14 protein-coding genes and 1 pseudogene are annotated in these 19,984 nt (G+C 69.9%); 5 read left to right on the forward strand and 10 right to left on the reverse strand.

From position 1 onward, the window contains the following. Positions 1–20: 20 nt before the first annotated feature. Positions 21–773, reverse strand: coding sequence for a GntR family transcriptional regulator (locus tag OIU81_RS12440; RefSeq protein ID WP_329146816.1), 753 nt, complete (start codon positions 771–773; stop codon positions 21–23). 333 nt (positions 774–1,106) lie between these two features. Here OIU81_RS12440 and OIU81_RS12445 point away from each other — a divergent pair, with 333 nt between their 5' ends. After that, the gene (locus OIU81_RS12445; RefSeq protein WP_329146818.1) at positions 1,107–1,853 is read left to right on the forward strand and encodes a PIG-L deacetylase family protein; all 747 of its coding nucleotides are present in this window, start codon (positions 1,107–1,109) and stop codon (positions 1,851–1,853) included. 293 nt (positions 1,854–2,146) lie between these two features. Beyond that, a complete protein-coding gene (locus OIU81_RS12450; RefSeq protein ID WP_329146820.1) occupies positions 2,147–2,905 on the forward strand; it encodes a carbonic anhydrase in 759 nt (252 codons plus the stop codon). A gap of 335 nt (positions 2,906–3,240) precedes the next feature. Here the strand turns inward: OIU81_RS12450 and OIU81_RS12455 are convergent, their stop codons facing one another. The 7 genes from OIU81_RS12455 to OIU81_RS12485 all read right to left on the reverse strand — a co-directional run bounded on the left by OIU81_RS12455 (position 3,241) and on the right by OIU81_RS12485 (position 13,919). After that, positions 3,241–3,375 (reverse strand): hypothetical protein, encoded by a 135-nt coding sequence (locus OIU81_RS12455; RefSeq protein ID WP_329146822.1) that lies wholly within the window; start codon positions 3,373–3,375, stop codon positions 3,241–3,243. Between the two features lie 260 nt (positions 3,376–3,635). Next, positions 3,636–7,352, reverse strand: a complete 3,717-nt coding sequence (locus OIU81_RS12460; RefSeq protein ID WP_329146824.1) for a DUF6531 domain-containing protein — start codon at positions 7,350–7,352, stop codon at positions 3,636–3,638. Continuing rightward, positions 7,349–8,083 (reverse strand): WXG100-like domain-containing protein, encoded by a 735-nt coding sequence (locus OIU81_RS12465; RefSeq protein ID WP_329146827.1) that lies wholly within the window; start codon positions 8,081–8,083, stop codon positions 7,349–7,351. The genes OIU81_RS12460 and OIU81_RS12465 overlap by 4 nt, the downstream gene beginning before the upstream one ends. 752 nt (positions 8,084–8,835) lie before the next feature. Continuing rightward, positions 8,836–10,512, reverse strand: coding sequence for an SWIM zinc finger family protein (locus tag OIU81_RS12470; RefSeq protein WP_329155081.1), 1,677 nt, complete (start codon positions 10,510–10,512; stop codon positions 8,836–8,838). A 502-nt stretch (positions 10,513–11,014) separates the two neighbouring features. Next, complete coding sequence (locus tag OIU81_RS12475) at positions 11,015–12,091, reverse strand: ABC transporter substrate-binding protein (RefSeq protein WP_329146828.1); 1,077 nt, start codon at positions 12,089–12,091, stop codon at positions 11,015–11,017. A 92-nt stretch (positions 12,092–12,183) separates the two neighbouring features. Then, positions 12,184–13,062 (reverse strand): ABC transporter permease, encoded by an 879-nt coding sequence (locus OIU81_RS12480; protein ID WP_329146830.1) that lies wholly within the window; start codon positions 13,060–13,062, stop codon positions 12,184–12,186. Next, positions 13,059–13,919, reverse strand: coding sequence for an ABC transporter ATP-binding protein (locus tag OIU81_RS12485; RefSeq protein ID WP_329146832.1), 861 nt, complete (start codon positions 13,917–13,919; stop codon positions 13,059–13,061). Before OIU81_RS12485 ends, OIU81_RS12480 begins: the two co-directional genes overlap by 4 nt. 292 nt (positions 13,920–14,211) lie before the next feature. Here OIU81_RS12485 and OIU81_RS12490 point away from each other — a divergent pair, with 292 nt between their 5' ends. After that, the gene (locus OIU81_RS12490; RefSeq protein ID WP_329146834.1) at positions 14,212–15,882 is read left to right on the forward strand and encodes a sensor histidine kinase; all 1,671 of its coding nucleotides are present in this window, start codon (positions 14,212–14,214) and stop codon (positions 15,880–15,882) included. After that, positions 15,882–16,571, forward strand: coding sequence for a response regulator (locus OIU81_RS12495; RefSeq protein WP_329146837.1), 690 nt, complete (start codon positions 15,882–15,884; stop codon positions 16,569–16,571). The genes OIU81_RS12490 and OIU81_RS12495 overlap by 1 nt, the downstream gene beginning before the upstream one ends. Positions 16,572–17,048: 477 nt before the next feature. Here the strand turns inward: OIU81_RS12495 and ychF are convergent, their stop codons facing one another. Beyond that, positions 17,049–18,137 (reverse strand): redox-regulated ATPase YchF, encoded by a 1,089-nt coding sequence (gene ychF, locus OIU81_RS12500; RefSeq protein WP_329146838.1) that lies wholly within the window; start codon positions 18,135–18,137, stop codon positions 17,049–17,051. Between the two features lie 363 nt (positions 18,138–18,500). Here ychF and OIU81_RS12505 point away from each other — a divergent pair. Further along, a pseudogene (locus OIU81_RS12505) lies at positions 18,501–19,049 on the forward strand (DUF6542 domain-containing protein); the annotation flags it as partial. 13 nt (positions 19,050–19,062) lie between these two features. On the opposite strand, the gene ppgK reads toward OIU81_RS12505, so the two are convergent. After that, complete coding sequence (gene ppgK, locus OIU81_RS12510) at positions 19,063–19,956, reverse strand: polyphosphate--glucose phosphotransferase (protein WP_329146842.1); 894 nt, start codon at positions 19,954–19,956, stop codon at positions 19,063–19,065. Between the last annotated feature and the right edge of the window lie 28 nt (positions 19,957–19,984).

Below are 19,984 nucleotides of genomic sequence, written 5' to 3' on the forward strand. Positions count from 1 at the left end.
CGGACAGGAGCGTGCCGCGGCTACTTCACCGGCAGGTGATAGGTGACCCGGTGCCGGTCGGCGAGGGTGACGACATCGGCCGTTTCGACCGGCCGGCCGCCCGCGAAGTACGTCCGCGACACGACCAGCACCGCATGCCCCGGCACCCCGCCCAGCGTCATCGCCTCCTCCGCCAGCGCCGGCCGGGCCCCGACCTCCTCGACGACGTTGTCCACCACGACGTCGATGGCCGCCATCCGCTCGACCACCCCCCGCCCCGCCAGGGGCCCCTCCTCCGGCAGCATCACCGGCGTCCGCCCGGTCACCTCCAAGGGCTCCCAGGAGGTCGAGAGCATCGCCGGCTCCCCCTCGGCCCGGAAGACATAGCGCGTCCGCATCACCTTGGACCCCTGCGCGATCCGCAGCCGGGCGGCGACCGCCGGACCGGCCGCCTCCTGCTCGCTGCTGGACTCCCAGGTGCCCCGCACCCGTTCGTCCGTCTGCTCCTGCCGGAACGGCGTACAGCCGCCCGACGAGTGGAAGCCGACGCGGGCGATACGGCGCGGAACGGGCTGCTCGCGCACATAGGTGCCCGACCCCGAGCGGCCCTCGACCAGCCCCTCGGCCATCAGGACCTTCCGCGCCTCCAGCGCGACGGTGTCCGAGACGCCGTACTCCTCGCGGATGCGCGCCTGAGAAGGGAGACGGGTGTGCGGCGGCAGTAAGCCGTCGACGATTTTCTGGCGCAGGTCGCCGGCGACGCGGAGGTACGCGGGCTGCTCACCGAAAGGCACATGCCCCTCCCAACAGCTTGACAGTCAGCAACAGCGTGGCAACCGCCTGTCGCCGACCGCAAGCTTGGGCCAGATATTCGCCTGATGTGATGAATCCCAGCTCAGCCCGTGTAAAACGCGGGATCGGGGGCCAGCGCCCCCGCCCTCCCCACCCCGCGCCACCCCTCCCCTTCTCCCCACCCACCCGGTAGCCGCCTCCCAGGCGTGTCACGATCGAAGCGGGGCCACCCGCGCGCCCGGACCGTGACCGGAGACCGCCGGCGACAACGGCGCACGGAAAGACCGGCGCACACCACGCGGGCGGTGCCACCAGGACGGGAAGGAAGGGACCCCATGCCCGCCGAACACCTCTCCCCCATGCCCAAGGACTGGCAGCGCGCACTCGCCGTCGTCGCCCACCCCGACGACCTCGAATTCGGCGCCGGTGCCGCCATCGCCGAATGGACCGCCGCGGGGCGCGAGGTCAGCTACCTCCTGGTCACTCGCGGTGAGGCCGGTATCGACGGGCTCGCGCCGGCCGAGTGCGCCACGGTCCGCGAGCGGGAGCAGCGGGCCGGCGCCGCGCTCGTCGGCGTCCACACCGTCGAGTTCCTCGACCACCACCACGACGGCGTCATCGAACCCGGCCGGACGCTGCGCCGCGATCTGTCCGCGGCCATCCGCCGCCACCGCCCCGAACTCCTGATGACCCTCAACCACCACGACACCTGGGGCGGCGGCCGCTGGAACACCCCCGACCACCGGGTGGTCGGCCGCGCGGTCCTCGATGCGGCGGGCGACGCCGGCAACCGCTGGATCTTCCGCGACCTCACCGCCGCGAAGGGCCTGGCGCCCTGGAACGGCGTCCGCTGGGTGGCCGTGGCGGGCTCCCCGCACCCCACCCACGCCGCCGAGGTGGGCCCCGGCATCGACCGTGCGGTCGCCTCACTGGCGGCCCACGCCACCTACATCAAGGGCCTGCGCGGCGCCGACCAGGACCCGCACACCTACGCCCGCACCTTCATCGAGCAGATGCTGCGCAACGGCGGCGAACGCTACCGGGGCCACCCTGCCACGCTCTTCCAGGTCTTTCCCCGCTGAGGTGCGCCGTCCTCGACACCACTCGTCATCGCCAAGTCCCGCATGGTGGCTGACGTGTTGCCGGGCCTGGGCCTGACGACCGGCCGGCGCGGCCGCGTACCCGGGCAGGCGCCGGCAGCCGCCGCCCTCGGGCGAGCACTCGACGGTGCCGCCGACCGGGCGGGTTCTGTGGGCCGTCGGTGGCACAGCGGGCCGCGTCCGCTTGCGCCTCCCGCCGACTTCCCCCGCCACGCTGAACAATCGCCCTGGCCAGGACCTACGCACGCGTCTCAGCTGACCGAGGGGAACGACCGATGGACGGAGCGAAACACCCGGATCGCAGGGCCATGCTCGCCGGCGGCCTTTTCGTCGCCACGGCCGCACTCACGGGCTGCTCGTCGAAGCGCGCCGCCCCGTTGCCGGCCGGCGCTTCGCCACAAGGGCGGGCGGCTTCGCCACAAGCGCGGCCGACCACGCCCGCCGCGGCCTTCGCACGGCTGATGGCCGGCAACCAGCGCTGGGTGAGCGGAAACCTCAAGCACCCCGACCGGGACCCGAACCGCCGCCAGTTCGTCGCCGAGAAGCAGAAGCCGTACGGCTCGATTCTCTCGTGCATCGACTCCCGGGTGCCGCCGGAACTCCTCTTCGACACCGGGCTGGGCGACCTCTACGTGATGCGCACGGGCGGCGAGGCGGTCGGCCCGGTGGTCACGGGTTCCGTCGAGTACGGCCCCATGACCAGCGGCACGCCGCTCATCGTGGTCCTCGGCCATCAGCGGTGCGGCGCGGTCGAGGCCTCGTACAACTCGCTGCGCGACGGCAAGCCGCTGCCCGGCAACCTGGAGGCGATCGCCAGGGCCCTGCGTCCGGCGTACGAGGAAACGGTCCGCCGGGGCGGTGGCTCCGACCCCGTCGACACCATGGCCCGCAACCAGGTCACCCTGACCGCCGCCGCCCTGCGCTCCAACCAGGACCTGGCCCCCCTCGTCAAAAAGGGCACCCTCGCCGTGGTCGGCGCCTACTACTCCCTCGACACCGGCAAAGTGGGAGTCCTGGCGGGGGCGCCTTCCTGACGGCCACTCGGACGCATACCTGCGGCGGCGCACGGCCCGCACGGGCGCACGCAAGGGGCCGGGCTCAAGGGAGCCCGGCCCTTTTGCTGTGCGCTTACCCTGACAGGCAACTTCGGGAGCTCGGTCAGACGTTGAACCGGAACGTCGACGACACCGCAGCGACCTGCAGGAACGTCCCGTCGTAGCGTCCGATCCAGCACGTATCCAGCAGTCGGCGACCGCCGACGCGCTAACGGAGCGTCATCCAGGAGCACCCGCGGGCGGAGCGGTCCTCCGTGAAGGGTTCGCGAGCTCGCATCCGCGCATCCCCTTGATTCGGTCGCGACCGGATGAAATCAGTCTTTCGAGATCATGGAGATGCCGCCCGAGGCGATGGAGAAAATTCGCGCAAGCGCCTTTCGCGCCTGCGGATCTTGATCAAACCTTTCCATTGACGCGAGCACCTCTGGGGCGATGTCGATCGTTGTCACGCCTCCTGCGGCGTCCCCCTTTGCCGCCGGGAAAAGCATGAGGCAGCGATAGGAGCGAACTTCACCATTTCGCTCCTCCCGCAAGATGGGGCAGAGAAATACGGCAGCCTCCTTCACCTGCCCACGGAGGGACTCCTCAGAGGACCACCGTGTTGCCCACCCTTCCCTCTCTGCCCGCGACTGCAGTTCGAGCAGATCTGCGAAGCGGACCTGGCACACGCGAAAGTCAGGATCTGAAGACCGGACGAGTGACATAGGCGCTACTCCCCGCCAAGAACATCGACACGGATGGGAGTTTCGGGGTCGATACGGCCATCGCCCACCCTGGTCATGAGCTCATCCCATCTGTGGTGCCCACCGAGTACTTGCCCTCCGGGCGAAACAAGGAATCCATCCCCTGGTCCAGCATTGTTGAATGACGCCACAAGCTCATCATTACTCAGGTATTCGTGGTACCGCTGCGAACTCGGATCGCGAGTACTCTGCCCTTCAGTGTAGCGGGCAAGATCACGGGCTGGTTCGTGGTGGCTTGAGAATTCGTCATCGTCTTCGCAGCCGAACAAACCAAGGGGATCCCGCCAGCGTGCGGGGTTCAGCACATAGCTGATCGGATTGGCAGCCGGTCCGAGCCCGAGCGGGTCCGGGCTGGCGTACCGCCCGGTGTCCGGGTCGTAGTGCCGGAAGAAGTTGTAGTGCAGCTCCGTCTCGCGGTCGGCGTACTGCCCGGGATAGCGCAGGGGCGTGTACGCGGTGGCGTTGCGGTTCCAGGCGGTGGAGCCCCAGGTGGTGGTGCGGGCTTGCCACGCGAGGTCGCCGTCCTCGCTGATGAGCTCCGTCGGCATACCGGTGAGGTCGGTGGCGATGGCGAAGAAGCGGGCGTCGACTTCGTCCTGGGAGAGGTGCTTGCGTTCGTACTGGACGAGAGGGGTGTGTCCCTTATGGTCCCAGGTGGTGGTGACGCCGGTGGTGCTGGAATGCTCCTCGGCGAGGCGGGTGCCGTCCCAGGCGAACCACACGGTCTCGGCCGGTGATTGCCCGTCGGTGGCGAGGCGGGTCTTGGAGGCACGGCGCCCGAGAGCGTCGTAGGTGTACGTCCAGCGGGTGCCGTCGGGGGTGGTGCAGGCCGTAAGGCGGTCTTCGGCGTCCCATTCATAGCGCCACGTGTTCGGCTTGGCCGACAGGCGCTTCTTCTGGCGGAGGGTGATGCGGCCAGCGGCGTCGTACTCATAGCGGACGCGGCCCGCAAACTCCAAGCGGGTGCCGGCGTAGGTACGGGGGCCGCGGGCCTCGTCGTGGCCGGCCTGCTCGGGCCAACCGGCCTCGGTCTGGTTTCCCGCGAGATCGTAACTGTACCGTTCGATCCAGTTCTCGGCGCTGACGCCGAGGGGGCGGCCGACCGGGTCGAGGGTGAACTCGCGGCCGGTGCCGAGGCATTCGTCGGTGATGGCGGTGAGGTGGCCGTCCGGCCGGTAGCGGTAGGTGCGGGAGGTCAGGGTGCGGCCGGGGGCAGCCGCGACGCGGGCGACGAGGCGGCCGGACATGTCCCACACCGAGGTCACCGCAACCGGAGCGTCGGGGGTGCCGAAGGTGCGGGTGGTCTCGCGGCCTGCGGCGTCGTGGGCGAAGGCGAGGGCGTGGCTGTCGATGTCGACGCCGGTGGTGCGGCCTGCGGCGTCGTATGCGTAGTGGGTGACGGCACCCGTCGGCGTGGTGCGGGAAGTGCGGCGGCCCAGCGCGTCGTACGTGTAGCGGACGGTGCGGCCGTCGACCGTCTCCGCCAGCACCCGGCCCCGTACGTCGCGTTCGTAGGCGACGCGGGACGTGGCGGTGACGGCTTCCAGGAGGCGGCCCTGGGCGTCGTGCCGGTAGCGGGTGATGTGTCCGGCAGCGTCCTTGGCTGTGACACGGCCCAGGGCGTCGCGCTCGTAGGTGATGCTGTCGCCGGTGGGGGTGGTACGGGTGGCGAGGTGCCCCGCGGCGTCGTGACAGTAGGTGGAGGTCCGGTTGTCGAAGTCGGATTCGGCGGTGCGGCGGCCCGCTTCATCGAAGGTGTAGTCCCAGGTCAGGCCGGCGGGGTCGGTGACCTTGGTGAGGCGCAGTTCGGTGTCGTAGGTGACGCGGTAGGTGGCGCCGTCGGGAGTGGTGCGGGAGACGAGTTTGTCGAAGTGCGTGTACGCGTACGCCGAGACGCCACCCACCTGATCTGTGTGCCGGCGGAGGTTGCCTTCCCCGTCCCACTCCCAGGTCTCCCGGGCGCCGTCCGGGCCGGTGCGGGTGGCGATCTTGCCTTCGCGGGTCCACTCCAGGTGCGTCAGCGCTCCGAGTGGGTCGGTCAGTGCGACGGGGCGGCCAAAGGCGTCGCGCTCAACGTGCGCGGTGTGACCGAGAGGGTCGGTGTACGAGGTCGGCAGGCCGGCCCCGTTGTTCGCGTAGCTCGACCTGGAGCCGTCCGGGGCGGTGATCTCGGCGACCGCGCCAGTGAGGTCGTACCCGTACCGTGTGACGGTGCCGTCCGGCGCGGTGTGCTCGGTGAGGTTGCCACACGTGTCGAAGGCCTGCCGCCAGACCGAGCCGTCCGGCGTCGTGATCTCCACCGGCAGTTTCAGGCCGTTGTACACGGCGCGGACCGTGGTGCCGTCAGGCCGGTGAACTGCGGTGAGGTTCTGGGCGTCGTCGTACGCGTAATGAGTGGTGTGGCCCAGCGGGTCCGTCTCGGCGAGGAGGTTGCCGTGCTCGTCCCACTCACGCCTGACCGTGTTCCCGAGCGGATCGGTCTCGGCGATCACCTGATACCTGGCGTTGAACTGGTAGACGGTGAGGGCACCCTGGGAGTTGGTGTACCGGGTGGTGCGCTGGACACGGTCGTAGGCGAAGCGGCTGGAGAGGGCACCGTCCGGACCGATCGTACGCACGACACGGTGCCACTGGTCGTACTCGTACCGGAACGTCGAGCCGTTCCGGTCCTTCCACGAGGTCATCCGACCGGAGTCGTCGTATCCGAACTCCAGAGCCTTTCCTGAGGAGTTGACCACGTGGGTGACGTTGCCGCCGCCGTCGTCGTAGCGGTAGGACTTGATCTCGGCCGGTCCCTCGGAGGTGTCCAGGGCGAGGCAGGAGACACGGCCGGCCTCGGTGTGGACACGCACGACGTAGCCGCCGCTGTGGCGAACCGTCGTGGGGCTGCCGTCCTCCAGGCGGGACAGGGTGATCTCGTTGTTGCTACGGTCGATGATGTGCCGCAGCCAGAACCAGCCCGACCGGGCGGGGGAGTCGGCGAAGACGCGGACGATGCCGGTGCGCAGGTCGGTGATCTCGTACGTGGTCTCGCCGAGCGCCCCGGTGCCGGCATGGACGAGCGGCAGCCGTGCCCCGGTGACGGGGTAGACGGGCTCGTCACTGCCCGCTGGTGGCAGGGACTCATACCGCAGCAAGGAACCGTCCTCACGGGCCCAGACGACCCCGTCCTCCGCCACCTCCAGACGTTCGTCCAGCGCAGAGGCCCATGACGGGCCGAAGAACTGCCCATACCGGTACGAGGACAGGTGCGTACGGGAGATCCGCAGCGGCAGAACACCGGGCAGGTCGAGATCAGTCTCCGTCTGTAGCAGCTCGCCGCTGGCGACATCGACCGGGTCGTTCTCACAGGGCCGGTCGCCCGTGGGGCGTCCGGTGAGGTGCGGGTCGCTGGTGGAGCCGTTCATCGAGTCCGGCCGCACGTGAGACGGCTTGTCGCTGCCGGGGCGGACGCCGCCCGTCGCGTGGGTCGCGTGCGGCATGTCCTCCTTGCCGCCCTTGAGGAGCTTGTCGAGTTCCGCGGCGTGCTTGGCGTCGTTCTCGGCGTGGTTGGTGGCGACCTTCTTCAGCCGGTGGCCCGCCCCGTGGTACAGGTCCTCGACGGCCTTGCCGGCGTCCTTGCCGAGGGTCTTCCCCAGCTTCGCCGCACCGTGCTCCAGCGCCTTGACGATCGGATTGCTCATACGAAGCTCGCCCCCGCAGCCTTCGTTTCGAATTCGGCGGCGTGCCCGGCCACCGTCCGTGCATGTGCGTGCAGCTTTTCCGCGCGCGCGTGGAGGGCCTCCGGGTGGATGGAGAAGCTCTCCCCCGCACGCCCTCCTCCGCCGCCGGCGGAGACGCCGAGGGCGGACCCGGCGGCCTGGAAGACCAGGCCGCCCACCGCTTTGCCGACCGTCTCCACCAGGGGATCGATGGCCGCCTCGATGACCTGGCCGATGATGTACTGCTCCAACTGTTGGACCAGGTAGTCCATCAGCTTCTCCGCGGCCTCGATGACCAACGCCTCGGCCGCCTCCGCGACGCCGAGGGTGGCGACCGCCGCGGCTTGGTCGGCGATGAACGTGATGGCCAGCACGGTGAGTTCGGCGATGGCTTCCAGCTTCATCGCCACGATCGTGTCGGCGGCGATGTCCAGCGCGTCGGCCACCGCATGACAGGCGTTGACCAGCTCCGTCATGTGGCTGTCGGACATCTGCCCCCACTTGGCCAGCAGCGCCTCGTACGACGCGCCCTGGTAGACGTCCCTCAGCTGCTTGACCGTGGCAGTGGAATCCTTGTGGGTGTCATCCACCTTCTGCGCGAAATCCCGCACATGGGAACCGAACTCGCGGACCTTGTCCTCATTGATGTCCGGCCAGTTCACCCCAATGAACTGAAGGAACGACACCACCTGACCAGGCAGCTCGATCGCCATACTTTTCCCCCTTGTTGAAAGCCCACAGCAGCTCAGCAGACAGTGTTCAAGGGGGAGCAAGGGACGGGCAAAGAAATATTCGAGGCAGGGTCATCAGTGTGTCGGTTGGTGTGGATTGGCGAGAAACCGTTGCTTCGTCACTCTGGGGGCGTCGGGGCGGCCGTGTGTGGTCAGTGGTGTCCAGGGCGCGGGCGGCGGCCTGACCGATCGCGGCGGCGGCCTGGGCCGGGTTGGTCAGTTCCAGGAGGGTCGCGCCGGGCGGGGGCCGAGGGTCGGAGCGAAGGCGAGCCACAGCACCGCGCACCCTGCGGTGACGAAAGCCCGGCGGGACACAGAACCTACCTTTCATCACCAGCACAAGACCCGGCGAAGCGTCAGATCATCCAGCACTGATCCAGCACCGGAAAACCCCGCCCAGATTCAACTACCGTCGGCTACGCCGCCGACCTGCACAAACGGCACCAGCACACTCCCGGACGCCCCCACACAACGTTCCGTTGAAACTCCACCACCTCCGAACAGAAGAAGCCCTCCGAGCTGCGCGAACACAGACCGAAGGGCTCCCGTTCGAAAACCTCACACGTTGAACCGGAATGTCGGCGGCACCGCTATGACCTGCGGGAACGTCCCGTCATAGCGTCCGATCCAGCACGTATCCAGCAGTCGGCGATCGCCTCCGTCGCGCCGCTCACGGAGTGCCATCCGTCGGCAGAGGCGTGCGGTGCCAGGGGACCTCCGAGGCATCATCTGGCTCACAGATGATGCTCGTCCATCAAGCGCATCAGGTTCCGCTTGCGTTTTTGGGCGGTGCGCAGGGCGGTGACGTACTCGGGAAACTCCCCCGACGACCCCAGGCGGCGGTGGCAGTCCCGGATGCTCAGCAGCAGGCTGACGAGCTGCTCGTAGACCGCGTTGCCGGTCTGCTTGGTCAGCGGCTCCGCCAGGCGCAGGTAGACGCCGAGCGCGTCGGCGGGGCGGGTGGCACGGGCCTGGTCGGCGAGGGTGAGCCACTGCCCGTCATGGGCGCCGGTCTCGGTGGCGGCCCGCCAGGCGGCGTCGACGTCCTCGTCGTCGAGCAGGGCGTCGACCAGGACGGGACCGCCGTACCAGCCCTGTTGACGCTGCTCCGCGTCGGCTCGCAGCAGGGCCAACGCTCCCTCGCGCTCGGCCGGCCAGCAGTCCGCGGCCCGGGCAGCGGCACGCAGCTGCTGGTACGTGAGCAGGGTGCGGCGGGCGCCGAAGTGGTCGCGGCGCAGAGCGACAGTGTCGGCAAGCCGATCCGCCTGCGCGTAGCGGTCGCAGAGGTAGTCGACGAGGGCGGTGTCGACGGCAGCGAGGGCCTGGGCCTCCCAGATGCCGCGTTCCGCCCAGCGCAGGGCCTCGCCGGGGCGCCGGGCGATGTCCAGCTCGCGAGCGATGACCAGGTGCGTGTGGCCGTTCGGTGCGAGGTCGGCCGCATGCACGGCGATCACCGCGTCGATGTCGCCTCCCGCCTTGGCCAGCCGCTCCATCAGGTCCTTCTCCGCCCAGCCGCGGCGGTTGCCCTGCCACGCCTCGACCGCCAGCTTCCGCAGGACGGCCGTCCCCGCTTCGCCGAGAACATCCTCGTAGTCGAGCGGATCGATATCGGTGATTCCGTCGTCCAACTCGCCGAGCGCATGGCCGACCAGCCAGCGCGCGAGCTCCCCCGGGTCGGGGCGCGCCGCACGGCACGCGTCGAGATGGACGTCGGCGAGGCCGGCGCCCACCTGGCCGAGCCATCCGTCGGAGTCGTCGACGCTCTCCACCGCCTGGGCCAGCAGCTTCATCGCCTCCCGCACCAGGATGATCGCGTCGGCTGCCCGTCCGGAGCCGGTGAGCGCGGAGATCGCCGACACCGCGTGCCCGGCCTGGTCCGCGTAGGCGCGGGCATCGGCGTACTCGACGTACCCGTAGTGTGCGAACGGGCCGATGTCGAGCAGTTCACGGATACGGGCCCGGACCGCGGCGAGATCCCCGCGGGCGCTCGCGGCCCGCAGCTCCAGACGGCGCCGCAACTGCCGGTCCTCGCCGACCAGTTCCCGCACCAGAGCAAGCAACTCGCCCTTGGACAGGGCGGACAACCATCCGTCGAGGTCCTGTGCCCGGTCCCGCGCCGCCTTCCGCTGCTGTGGCGGGCTCTCCGGCCGGGCGAGCACCGTCAGGCCGAGGGCGACCAGGTGCTTGCAGAAGTTGCCCTCAAGGCCGTACGGGCAGTCGCACTCGCCGGACAGCCCGCCGGGCCCGTCCAGGGACAGCTCCACCTCGTACCGTTCCGTACCGTGGACGCTCGCGGTGACCCATCCGTCACCGACCTCGACCCCGGACACCGCATCCAGGTACCCGCGCCCGCGCTCGAAGGAACGGGCACCGGCCGACATCTTGAGGTTCGCCTCGGTGAGGCCGTGCATCGTCGCTGCCACCCTGCCCCTGGTTCTGTCCGTTACGGCCGCCAGCATATGAGTGACAGTGAGTCCGGCCCGGCGGTCCAAGGAAGTCCGTACCGCGCGCTGCGCGCCGGGCCATAATGGCCTGCCCACTGGCCGGGGTGCAGGTGCTTCTCCAGCAGCCGGGCCGGCCCGCCACCGATGGCCTCCGGGACCGGCCCCACACCGTTCCTGCCCCAACACGGAAACGGTGGGGGAACCGGCCCCCGAAACGACAGAGGGGAACGCCAAGGGCCCTTCGGGCCGCGCCCGGATGGCTCGCAGGGACGCTGAGCTGCTCTTTTGTCATGCCCGTCCGCTGAGCCGCAGGCGGCAGGCATGGGCAGGGCGTAGGCGGCGTACGCGGCCCGGGAGACCCTGGTGGTTCCGGCGGTCGTGGCGAGGAAGCCGGGTGGTCCGGAGTGTCCACAGCTCACGGGGCCGCCCGGGCGGCGGTCGCCCGGGCGGCCCCGTGAGCGCAGGGGACTCAGCCGTTGGCACCGGCCGGTGTCGTGGTGGTGGTGAAGCCTTCCTTCTTGTTGGCGCTGAGGGCGAACTCGTTGGTGAACGTCTTGCCGAGGTCGACCGACGAGGTCACGCTGCCGACCAACTGCTCGGTGGCCAGTGCGGTCTTCGGGCCGCCGGCCGGCATGATTCCGTCCGGCAGAAACTGGCCCTTGTCCTCGGTCAGCGCCTTGATGTAGTCGGTCTTGGTGACCAGCTGGTTCTGCACGTATGACGCCGGCAGCTTGTTCGCTATGTCGGCCGCGCTGTGCGTGTTGATCCAGTGCATCGTGGCCACGAGCGCGTCGACGACCTTCTGCACCGCGTCCTTGTGCGAGTTCACCCAGTCGGTGCGGGCGAGGACGCTCGCGCCCGGGAACGCGCCGCCCAGCGCCGCCTTGGCGCCGTCGGTGGTGGCCAAGTCGATCGCGGAGGCGCCGACGCCCTTCTTCTCGACCGCGGCGACCGTCGGCTGCGTGGTCATGACGCAGTCGGCCTTGCCGTTCTGCAGCGCGGCGACGGCCGTGGAGCCCGCGCCGACCGCGAGCCGGTGGAACTGGCCGGTCTTGACGCCCTTCTTCGCCGCCATGAACTGGGTGAGGGTGTCGGTGCCCGAGCCCAAGTCGGTGACGCCGAGTGTTTTGCCCTTGAAGTCGGCGGCCGATGTCACGCCGCTCTTCTTGGTGCACATCTCCCGCTCGCCGGGCGCGCCGGACAACTGGACGACGTCCTCGACCGCCTTCCCCTTCGCCTGGAACTCGATCGTGTGGTTGTACCAGGCGCCGGCCATGTCCACCTGGCCGGAGGCCATGGCTTCCTCGGCTCCGACGCCGCCGTTCTGCTCGGTGCTCAGCTCGACCTTGACGCCGTACTTCTTGTAGAAGCCGAGGTTCTCGGCGAGCTGGTAGGGCAGGTAGATCTGCTTGTCGAGGCCGCCGGCCATGAGCCTGACGGTCGGGGTACCTCCGGAGCCGGACGACGCGGAGCTGCTGGAACACGCGGTGGCGGCGCCGAGGGCGAGGACGGTGATGATCGATGCGGTGAGGGTTCTCTTGAGCATGGCGGGACCTGCACCTTTCGGAAATGCGGGGAGTGAGTGCTTTCGGGGATGCGGGGGCCCGGGAAGGGCTACGAACAGGGGGAAAGCGGGAGTCAGAGAGCGTTCGCCTCGGAGGGAGCCGGCGGGCGCCAGGCGAGCAGCCGGTGTTCGAGCTTGCCGATCAGCCACTCCGCGCCGAGGACGATCACCGCGATGACGAGCATCGTGGCGAACACGCCGTTGGGGTCGAAGTTGTTCTGCGCGGTCTTGATGACCAGGCCCAGTCCGCTCTGCGCGCCGAGCACCTCGCCGACGAGCGCGCCGACGATGGCGAAGCCAAAGGCACTGTGCAGGCTGGCGATGATCCAGGTCAGCGCGGAGGGCACGATGACATGCCGGGTGATCTGCATCCGGGAGGCGCCGAGCACCCGGACGTTGGCGAGGACATTGCGGTCGACCTCGCGCACGCCCTGGAAGGCGTTGAAGAAGACGATGAAGAACACCAGCACCGCGGCCAGCAGGATCTTTGGGGTCACACCGATACCGAAGGCGACGATGAAGATCGAGCCGAGGACGATGCGCGGGATCGCGTTGACCATCTTGATGTAGGGACCGAGCACGTCGGACAGATAGCGGCTCTGCCCGAGCGCGACGCCGAAGACGATCCCGGTGAGCGAGCCCACAGCGAAGCCGACGAGCGCCTCCTGGATGGTTGTCCAGATGTTGGAGTAGAAGGAGCCGAACTGCGTGCCGTGCTGGAAGAGGTCGATCAGCCGCTGCCAGATGCCCGAGGGCTGCCCGAAGAAGAACGGGTCGACGATGCCCCAGGTGGTGAACGCCTGCCAGCCGCCGATCACGAAGACCGCGAGGCCGACACGACCGGCCCACACCCGGGCGACACGGCGCCGGGCGGCACGCTGCGCGGCGCTCGCGGCGGGGCCCTTGCCGCCGTCGGCGACGGGGAGCGCGGAAACGGTGGACGTCGTACTCATTCCTTGCCTCCTGCGGTGAGTGCGTAGGCGCGCTCCACCTCTTCGCGCAGCGTGTCCCAGATCTGGTGCTGGAGTTCGATGAAGCGAGGCTGGAAGCGGATCTCCTGGACCGGGCCGCGGGGGCGGGGCAGGTCGATATCGAAGACCGCCTTGACCGATCCGGGGCTGGACGTCATCACGACCACCCGGTCGGCGAGCGCCACCGCTTCGTCCAGGTCGTGGGTGATGAAGATGACGGAGGGGCGGATCTGCTCCCACAGGGTCAGCAACTCGGTCGACATGATCGCCTTGGTCTGCACGTCCAGGGCGCCGAACGGCTCGTCCATGATCAGGATCTGGGGCTCGTTGATCAGGGCCGCGGCCATCGCCACGCGCTTGCGCATACCCCCGGACAGCTGGTGGGGATAGCGGTCCTCGAATCCGGCGAGGCCTACCCGGCGCAGCCAGTCGCGTGCAGAAGCCTGGGCCTGCTGCTTGGGCACCCCACGGAAGACGGGGCCCATCAGCACGTTGCCCAGGACGGTCTTCCAGGGCAGCAGGGCGTCGGTCTGGAACATGAAGCTGACGCCGTCGGTGATGCCGTTCACCTCACGGCCGCCGACCTTGACCGAGCCCTCGCTGGGTCGGTCGAGCCCGGACACCATGCTCAGGGTCGTCGACTTGCCGCATCCGGTGGGACCTACCACGGCGCAGAACTGGCCCGGCTCCACGGTGAACGAGACGCCTTGCAGCGCCGTGAACACCTCACCGGCAGGGGTCAGGAATCGCTTGGTGAGCCCGGAGATCTCGATGCGCGCGTCCGCAAGGTCCGCCGCACCGGCGCCCAGGCTCGTCGCGACATCGTTTCGCGAAGCCATGTGGGGCCGCTTCCTTCCTTCTTTCGGAGTCCCTCGGGAATTCCTCGGGGATTGCCTCGTGGAATTCCTCGGGGGTTCCTCTCAGGTCGAGGAAGGCAGACGCTAGAGGCAGCCGCGCATTACGTCGCTGTTTCCGAGCTATCTCGCGATAGTTGCGTAAGGCGGGCTTCTGCTCGTTTTGCTCAGTGGACAGAGGGTGGGCAGCGCCCCGGCTCTGGGGCACAATCGCGCCACCCGGGCACCCCACACAGGCCATCCCGGCACGTCGCACCACCGGAGCGAAGAGGCACTCGTGACACCCATCCGTTTCCGGGCAGGCCGCGGCGGGAAGCGGAGGCTTTCCACGCGGATCCTCGCCAACCAGCTGGTCATCCTCGCGCTCACCGGTCTGATCGGCTTCGTCCTGCTCGCGTTCGCGCAGCGGGCCGAACTCGACCGCTCCTACGAGCAGCGGGCCCTGGCGATCGCCCAGACCACGGCCGCGGAACCGCAGATCAAGCAGGCCATGGACTACGGGGGCGGCGGCGACGTGGTGCAGACGGTCACCGAACGGATCCGCCGGGCCTCCGGGGCGTCGTACGTGGTCGTGATCGACCTGCACGGCATCCGGCACTCGCATCCCCTCCCGGCCCTGATCGGCGAACCGGTGGCCGAGCCGGTCGTGGCCGAGGACGGCCGCGCGCACGTCGGCACCGACCAGGGCGCGACCGGGCGGTCCGCCAACGCCAAGGCCCCCTTGTACGGGCCATCCGGCGCACTGGTCGGCGAGGTGTCGGTGGGCATGCCGGAACACGACGTGCTCGGCGAGCTGTGGCACGAGCTGCCCACCTTCGGGCTGTACGCCACGATCGCCACCGCGATCGGCGCGGCGGCGGCCTATCTGCTGGCACGGCGGCTGAAGCGGACCACGTTCGGCCTGGAACTCGAGGAGATCGCCGGTCTGCTACAGGACCGCGAGGCGATGTTGCACGGCATCCGGGAAGGCATGGTCGCCTTCGACCCCGACGGCAGGATCACCGTCGTGAACGACGAGGCCCGGCGGCTGCTCGGCCTCGGCACCGCGCTCGGCCACAGGCTGGCGGAGGTGCTGCCCGACGGCCGGCTGCGCCGCGCGCTGGACGGCACCCTGACCGGCACCGACGTCAGCGTCCTGACGGACGACCACTGTCTCGTCGTGAACCGCATGCCGGTCACCCTGCACGGCCGCAAACTGGGCGCCGTGGTCACCGTACGCGACCGCACCGAGCTGATCGGCCTGCTGCGCGAACTGGACTCCGTGCGCGGACTGACCGACGCCCTGCGGGCCCAGCAGCACGAGTTCACCAACCGGATGCACACCCTGGCCGGTCTGCTGGACATCGGCGAGCACGAGTCCGCGTACGAGTACGCCATCGAGACGGCCCGTTCCGGGCAGGCCCTGACCGAGGCGGTGCGCCGACACATCGGAAACCCGCTGATGGTCGGGCTCATCGTGGCCAAGACCACCGTCGCCGCCGAACGCGGGGTGCGGATCGTCCTCACCGACGACTCCGCGCTCGGCGACGACCCACCGCACCTGCGGCGACTGCTGACCATCGTCGGCAACCTGCTCGACAACGCCATCGACGCGACCGCCGAGGCACCGTCCGCCGACGGCAGCCGCAGGATCCGGCTGACGCTGGCCGAGAGCGACGAGCTGATCCTCGTGCGTGTGGCGGACAGCGGTCCGGGCATCGCCCCCGGCTCCTCCCAGTCGATCTTCGAGGACGGTTGGTCCACCCGCCCCGAACGGGGCACCGCTCACCGCGGCCTGGGGCTGGCCCTGGTGCACCGGCTGGTGCAGCGGCACGGCGGCACCATCACGGTCAGCGAAGGCCCGGGCGCGTTGTTCACGGTCGTACTGCCACAGCCGGACACGGCGCCGACACCGGCACCGCAGGACGCGTTGTCCACGACGGCGTTGCCGATGGGAGGTGACCTGTGATGATCCGGACCCTCGTGGTGGACGACGACTTCCGGGTCGGGCAGATCCACAGCGACTACGTGCGCCGGGTCCCGGGCTTCGAAGTGGTCGGCGAGTCGGCGACCGTGGCCGAGGCGTTGGCCGCGGTCCGTACCTTGCACCCGGACCTGCTGCTGCTCGACATCTTCCTGCCCGACGGCAGCGGCCTCGACGTCCTGCGCCGGCTCAGCCAGGACCAGGGCGACAGCCGCCCCGACGCCCTCGTGATCACCGCCGACCACGACATCTCCTCCGTCCGCGCCGCGATGAAACTCGGCGCCGTCGGCTACCTGGTCAAGCCGTTCGGCTCCGCCGACCTCGCCGAACGGCTCGACGCCTACCACCAGCTCCGCGAGCGCGTGGACGCGCTCAGCCGGACCACCACGGCCGACCAGGCCGACGTGGACGCCCTGTTCAGCGCGGCCCGCCCACCCGCCGTCCCCCGGATCCCCGCGAAGGGCCACTCCGCGCCCACGCTCAGCGCGATTCACCAAGCCCTGCGCTCCGCCCGCAGTGCCCTGTCGGCCGCCGAGGCCGCCGAGGCGACCGGCGTCTCCCGCGCCACGGCTCAGCGCTACCTCTCCTACCTCGTCAAGGAAGGCATGGTCCGCCTGGAACTCCGCTATGGCACCAACGGCCGTCCCGAACACCGCTACCGCATCGCTCACTGAACCGCGCGACCAGGAGCACCGCCCGGCGCCGCGCCATCGGTATCTATGTCAAAGCCGTCGCCAGCCATGCCGTGCGTCCCCCTTAGCCCCGTTCTTGTAACCCGACGTGAACCGCTGAAAACTCGCGGTTCACACGTGGTGACGATGGCATGCAGCACTGACAACAGACCTGCTAGGAACACGATTTCAGCCACGGCGCGGCGTGGCCGCCTGGCGGGCGGATCACGGGTCGGGGGCGGTGCGTCCACGACGAAACCCGCAGCCCGGATGCGACCGATCCAGCTGGCGAGCCGTCAGCCACTTCCAGCACCGATCCAGCGACGGTACGCATAACCAGGGATGACGACAGGTGACGAGACGTCAGCAAATCCAGCACGGATCCAGCAACGGGAATGACAACGGGGCCGACCCCCTCATGGGCCGACCCCGCCTGACCTGCGCGTTTGCCAGATCGCTACGCCAATGCTACGACCGGCGTCACACGTTGAACCGGAACTCCACCACATCCCCGTCCTGCATCACGTACTCCTTGCCCTCCATGCGGGCCTTGCCGGCCGCGCGGGCGTCGGCGACCGAGCCGGTTTCTACCAGGTCGGCGAAGGAGATGACCTCGGCCTTGATGAAGCCCTTTTGGAAGTCGGTGTGGATGACTCCGGCGGCCTCGGGGGCGGTGGCGCCCTTCTTGATGGTCCAGGCGCGGGTTTCCTTGGGGCCGGCCGTCAGGTAGGTCTGCAGGCCGAGGGTGTCGAAGCCGACGTGGGCGAGGGTGGCGAGACCGGGCTGGTCCTGGCCGACGGACTGCAGGAGCTCCAGGGCCTCGTCCTCGTCGAGCTCGGCGAGGTCGGCCTCGAGCTTGGCGTTGAGGAAGATCGCCTCGGCGGGGGCGACCAGGGCGCGCTGCTCGTTCTTGAAGTCCTCGTCGGTCAGCTCGTCCTCGTCGACGTTGAAGACGTAGAGGAAGGGCTTGGTGGTGAGGAGGTGGAGGTCGTGGAGGAGCTCCTCCTTGCCGGAGCCCTGGACGACGCCCGCCGAGAAGAGGGTGTCGCCCCTCTCCAGGATCTCCTTGGCCTCCTCGACCGCCTTGACCTTCGGCGCCACGTCCTTCTTGATGCGCGACTCCTTCTGGAGACGCGGCAGCACCTTCTCGATCGTCTGGAGGTCGGCGAGGATCAGCTCGGTGTTGATCGTCTCGATGTCGTCCCTGGGCGAGATCTTGCCGTCGACGTGGACGACGTTCTCGTCCTTGAAGGCGCGGATGACCTGGCAGATCGCGTCGGACTCGCGGATGTTCGCGAGGAACTTGTTGCCCAGGCCCTCGCCCTCGGAGGCGCCGCGGACGATGCCCGCGATGTCCACGAAGTCGACCGTGGCCGGGAGGATCTTCTGGGAGGAGAAGATCCCGGCCAGCGTGGCCAGACGCGGGTCGGGCACGCCGACGACGCCGACGTTCGGCTCGATGGTGGCGAACGGGTAGTTGGCCGCCAGCACGTCGTTCTTGGTCAGGGCGTTGAACATGGTCGACTTGCCGACATTCGGCAGACCGACGATTCCGATCGTGAGCGACACGGTGGCGACTCGACTTCCGAAGGGGAGGTGGTGGGGTGGGCAGCCGCTCCGGGACGTGATCCCTGGAGGGCCGATCCACCAGTCTACGGGGCGGGCGGCGGCTCGTGGCCGCCACCGGGACCGGCCGCGCCCCCGCTCCGCGCCACCGGTCGCGAACTCGGCCGCAAGCTCGGCCAAAGCGCGTGTCCCGTAACCGGTTAATCCCACTTAGCGGCCTACCGTGGCCGGGTGGAGCAACACGAAGCGCGCACGCCCCAGTACAGTCCGCCGCGGTCCGCACGGCCGCCCGTGGACTCCGACGCCCGGCTCCCGCGCCCCGCGGAGGCCGTGGCACCCGACCCCGACGACGCCTTTCTCTCCGCGATGCGGGCCTCCGGGTTCGCCTCGGTGCCCGCCTCCGCGCCGGCGGCCGTCCCTGCCTCGGCGCGCGGGCGCGCGCCGGCCGGGACCGCGTGGGCCCCCAGCCGGCCGGCCGTGGCCGCGGCCCCCGCCCCGCCGCCGCCCGAATCCTTGGCCGTCCCCCGGGCGCGGCCCCGGCGTCTGCCCGCCGCGCCGCCCGGCCGGCCGGGCCGGGTGCCGGCCGCCCGGCTCACCGGTCTGGGCTGCTGGCTGCTGGCGACGCTGGCGCTGCTGGTGTTCGCCTTCCTGGACCGGCTGCTGCTGGGCGGCGCGCCGGGCGCGTACGGCGTCTGCTATCTGCTCGTGGGCATCGCCGCGGCGGTGTGGGTCCGGCCGTACGACCTGGTCTGCGCGCCGGTCACGCTGCCGATCGCGTTCACGCTCGGCGCGCTGCCGATCCAGCGCGGCGGGGACGGCTTCGACGGCCTGCTGATGGGCCTGTTCACCGTCCTCGCGCTGAGCGCCGGCTGGCTCTACGCGGGCACGCTGATCTGCGCGCTGCTCGCGCTGGTGCGCCGGGTGCTGATCATCGCCCGTCGTCGGGCCAGCCGACCGGCGAATCGACCGCGGAGCGCACCGCACGGGCAGCCGGGCCGGCCGACGGCGCGGCCTGCGAACCGGGAGCGCCCGCGGCCGGGGAACCGTCCACGGCAGGTGGCCCGCCAGCCCGAACGGCGTGCGCAGCCATCGCGGCCCCCACAATCCCCGCGTTGTTCTGAAGCTGAGCCGGCACGATCTCGGCCCTGATGCCCTCGATCAGCGGCAGGAACTTCTCCGCCTTGCGGCTCACCCCGCCGCCGATCACGAACAGCTCGGGCGAGAAGAGCATCTCCACATGGGCGAGGTACTTCTGGACCCGGTGCGCCCAGTGCTGCCAGCTCAGCGACTCGTCCTCCTTGGCCTTGGTGGAGGCGCGCTTCTCGGCGTCGTGCCCGTGCAGCTCCAGATGGCCGAGCTCCGTATTGGGGACGAGGCGGCCGTCGGTGAAGAGGGCGCTGCCGATGCCGGTGCCGAGGGTGAGCACGAGGACGGTGCCGGCCCGGCCGCGGCCGGCGCCGTAGCGCATCTCGGCCAGCCCGGCGGCGTCCGCGTCGTTGAGGAGGGTGACGGGGCTGCCGCCGGCCTCGCCGCCCAGCCTGCGGGTGAGCAGCGCGCCGGCGTCGGTGCCGATCCAGCCCTTGTCGACATTCGCCGCGGTACGGGTCGTCCCGCCGGTGACCACACCGGGGAAGGTCGCGCCGACCGGCCCGGACCAGCCGAAGTGGTCCACGACCTCTTTGACGCCGTCCGCGACCGCATCCGGGGTCGCCGGATGCGGGGTCAGTACCTTGTAGCGCTCGTCCGTGAGATCGCCGCGCTCCAGATCCACCGGGGCACCTTTGATGCCCGATCCGCCGATGTCCACACCGAAGACCTTCATGGGGAAAGGCTAGGCGCCGACGGGGCGG

Origin of the sequence: Streptomyces sp. NBC_01454, from assembly GCF_036227565.1 — a bacterium.
Classification (GTDB): Bacteria; Actinomycetota; Actinomycetes; order Streptomycetales; family Streptomycetaceae; genus Streptomyces.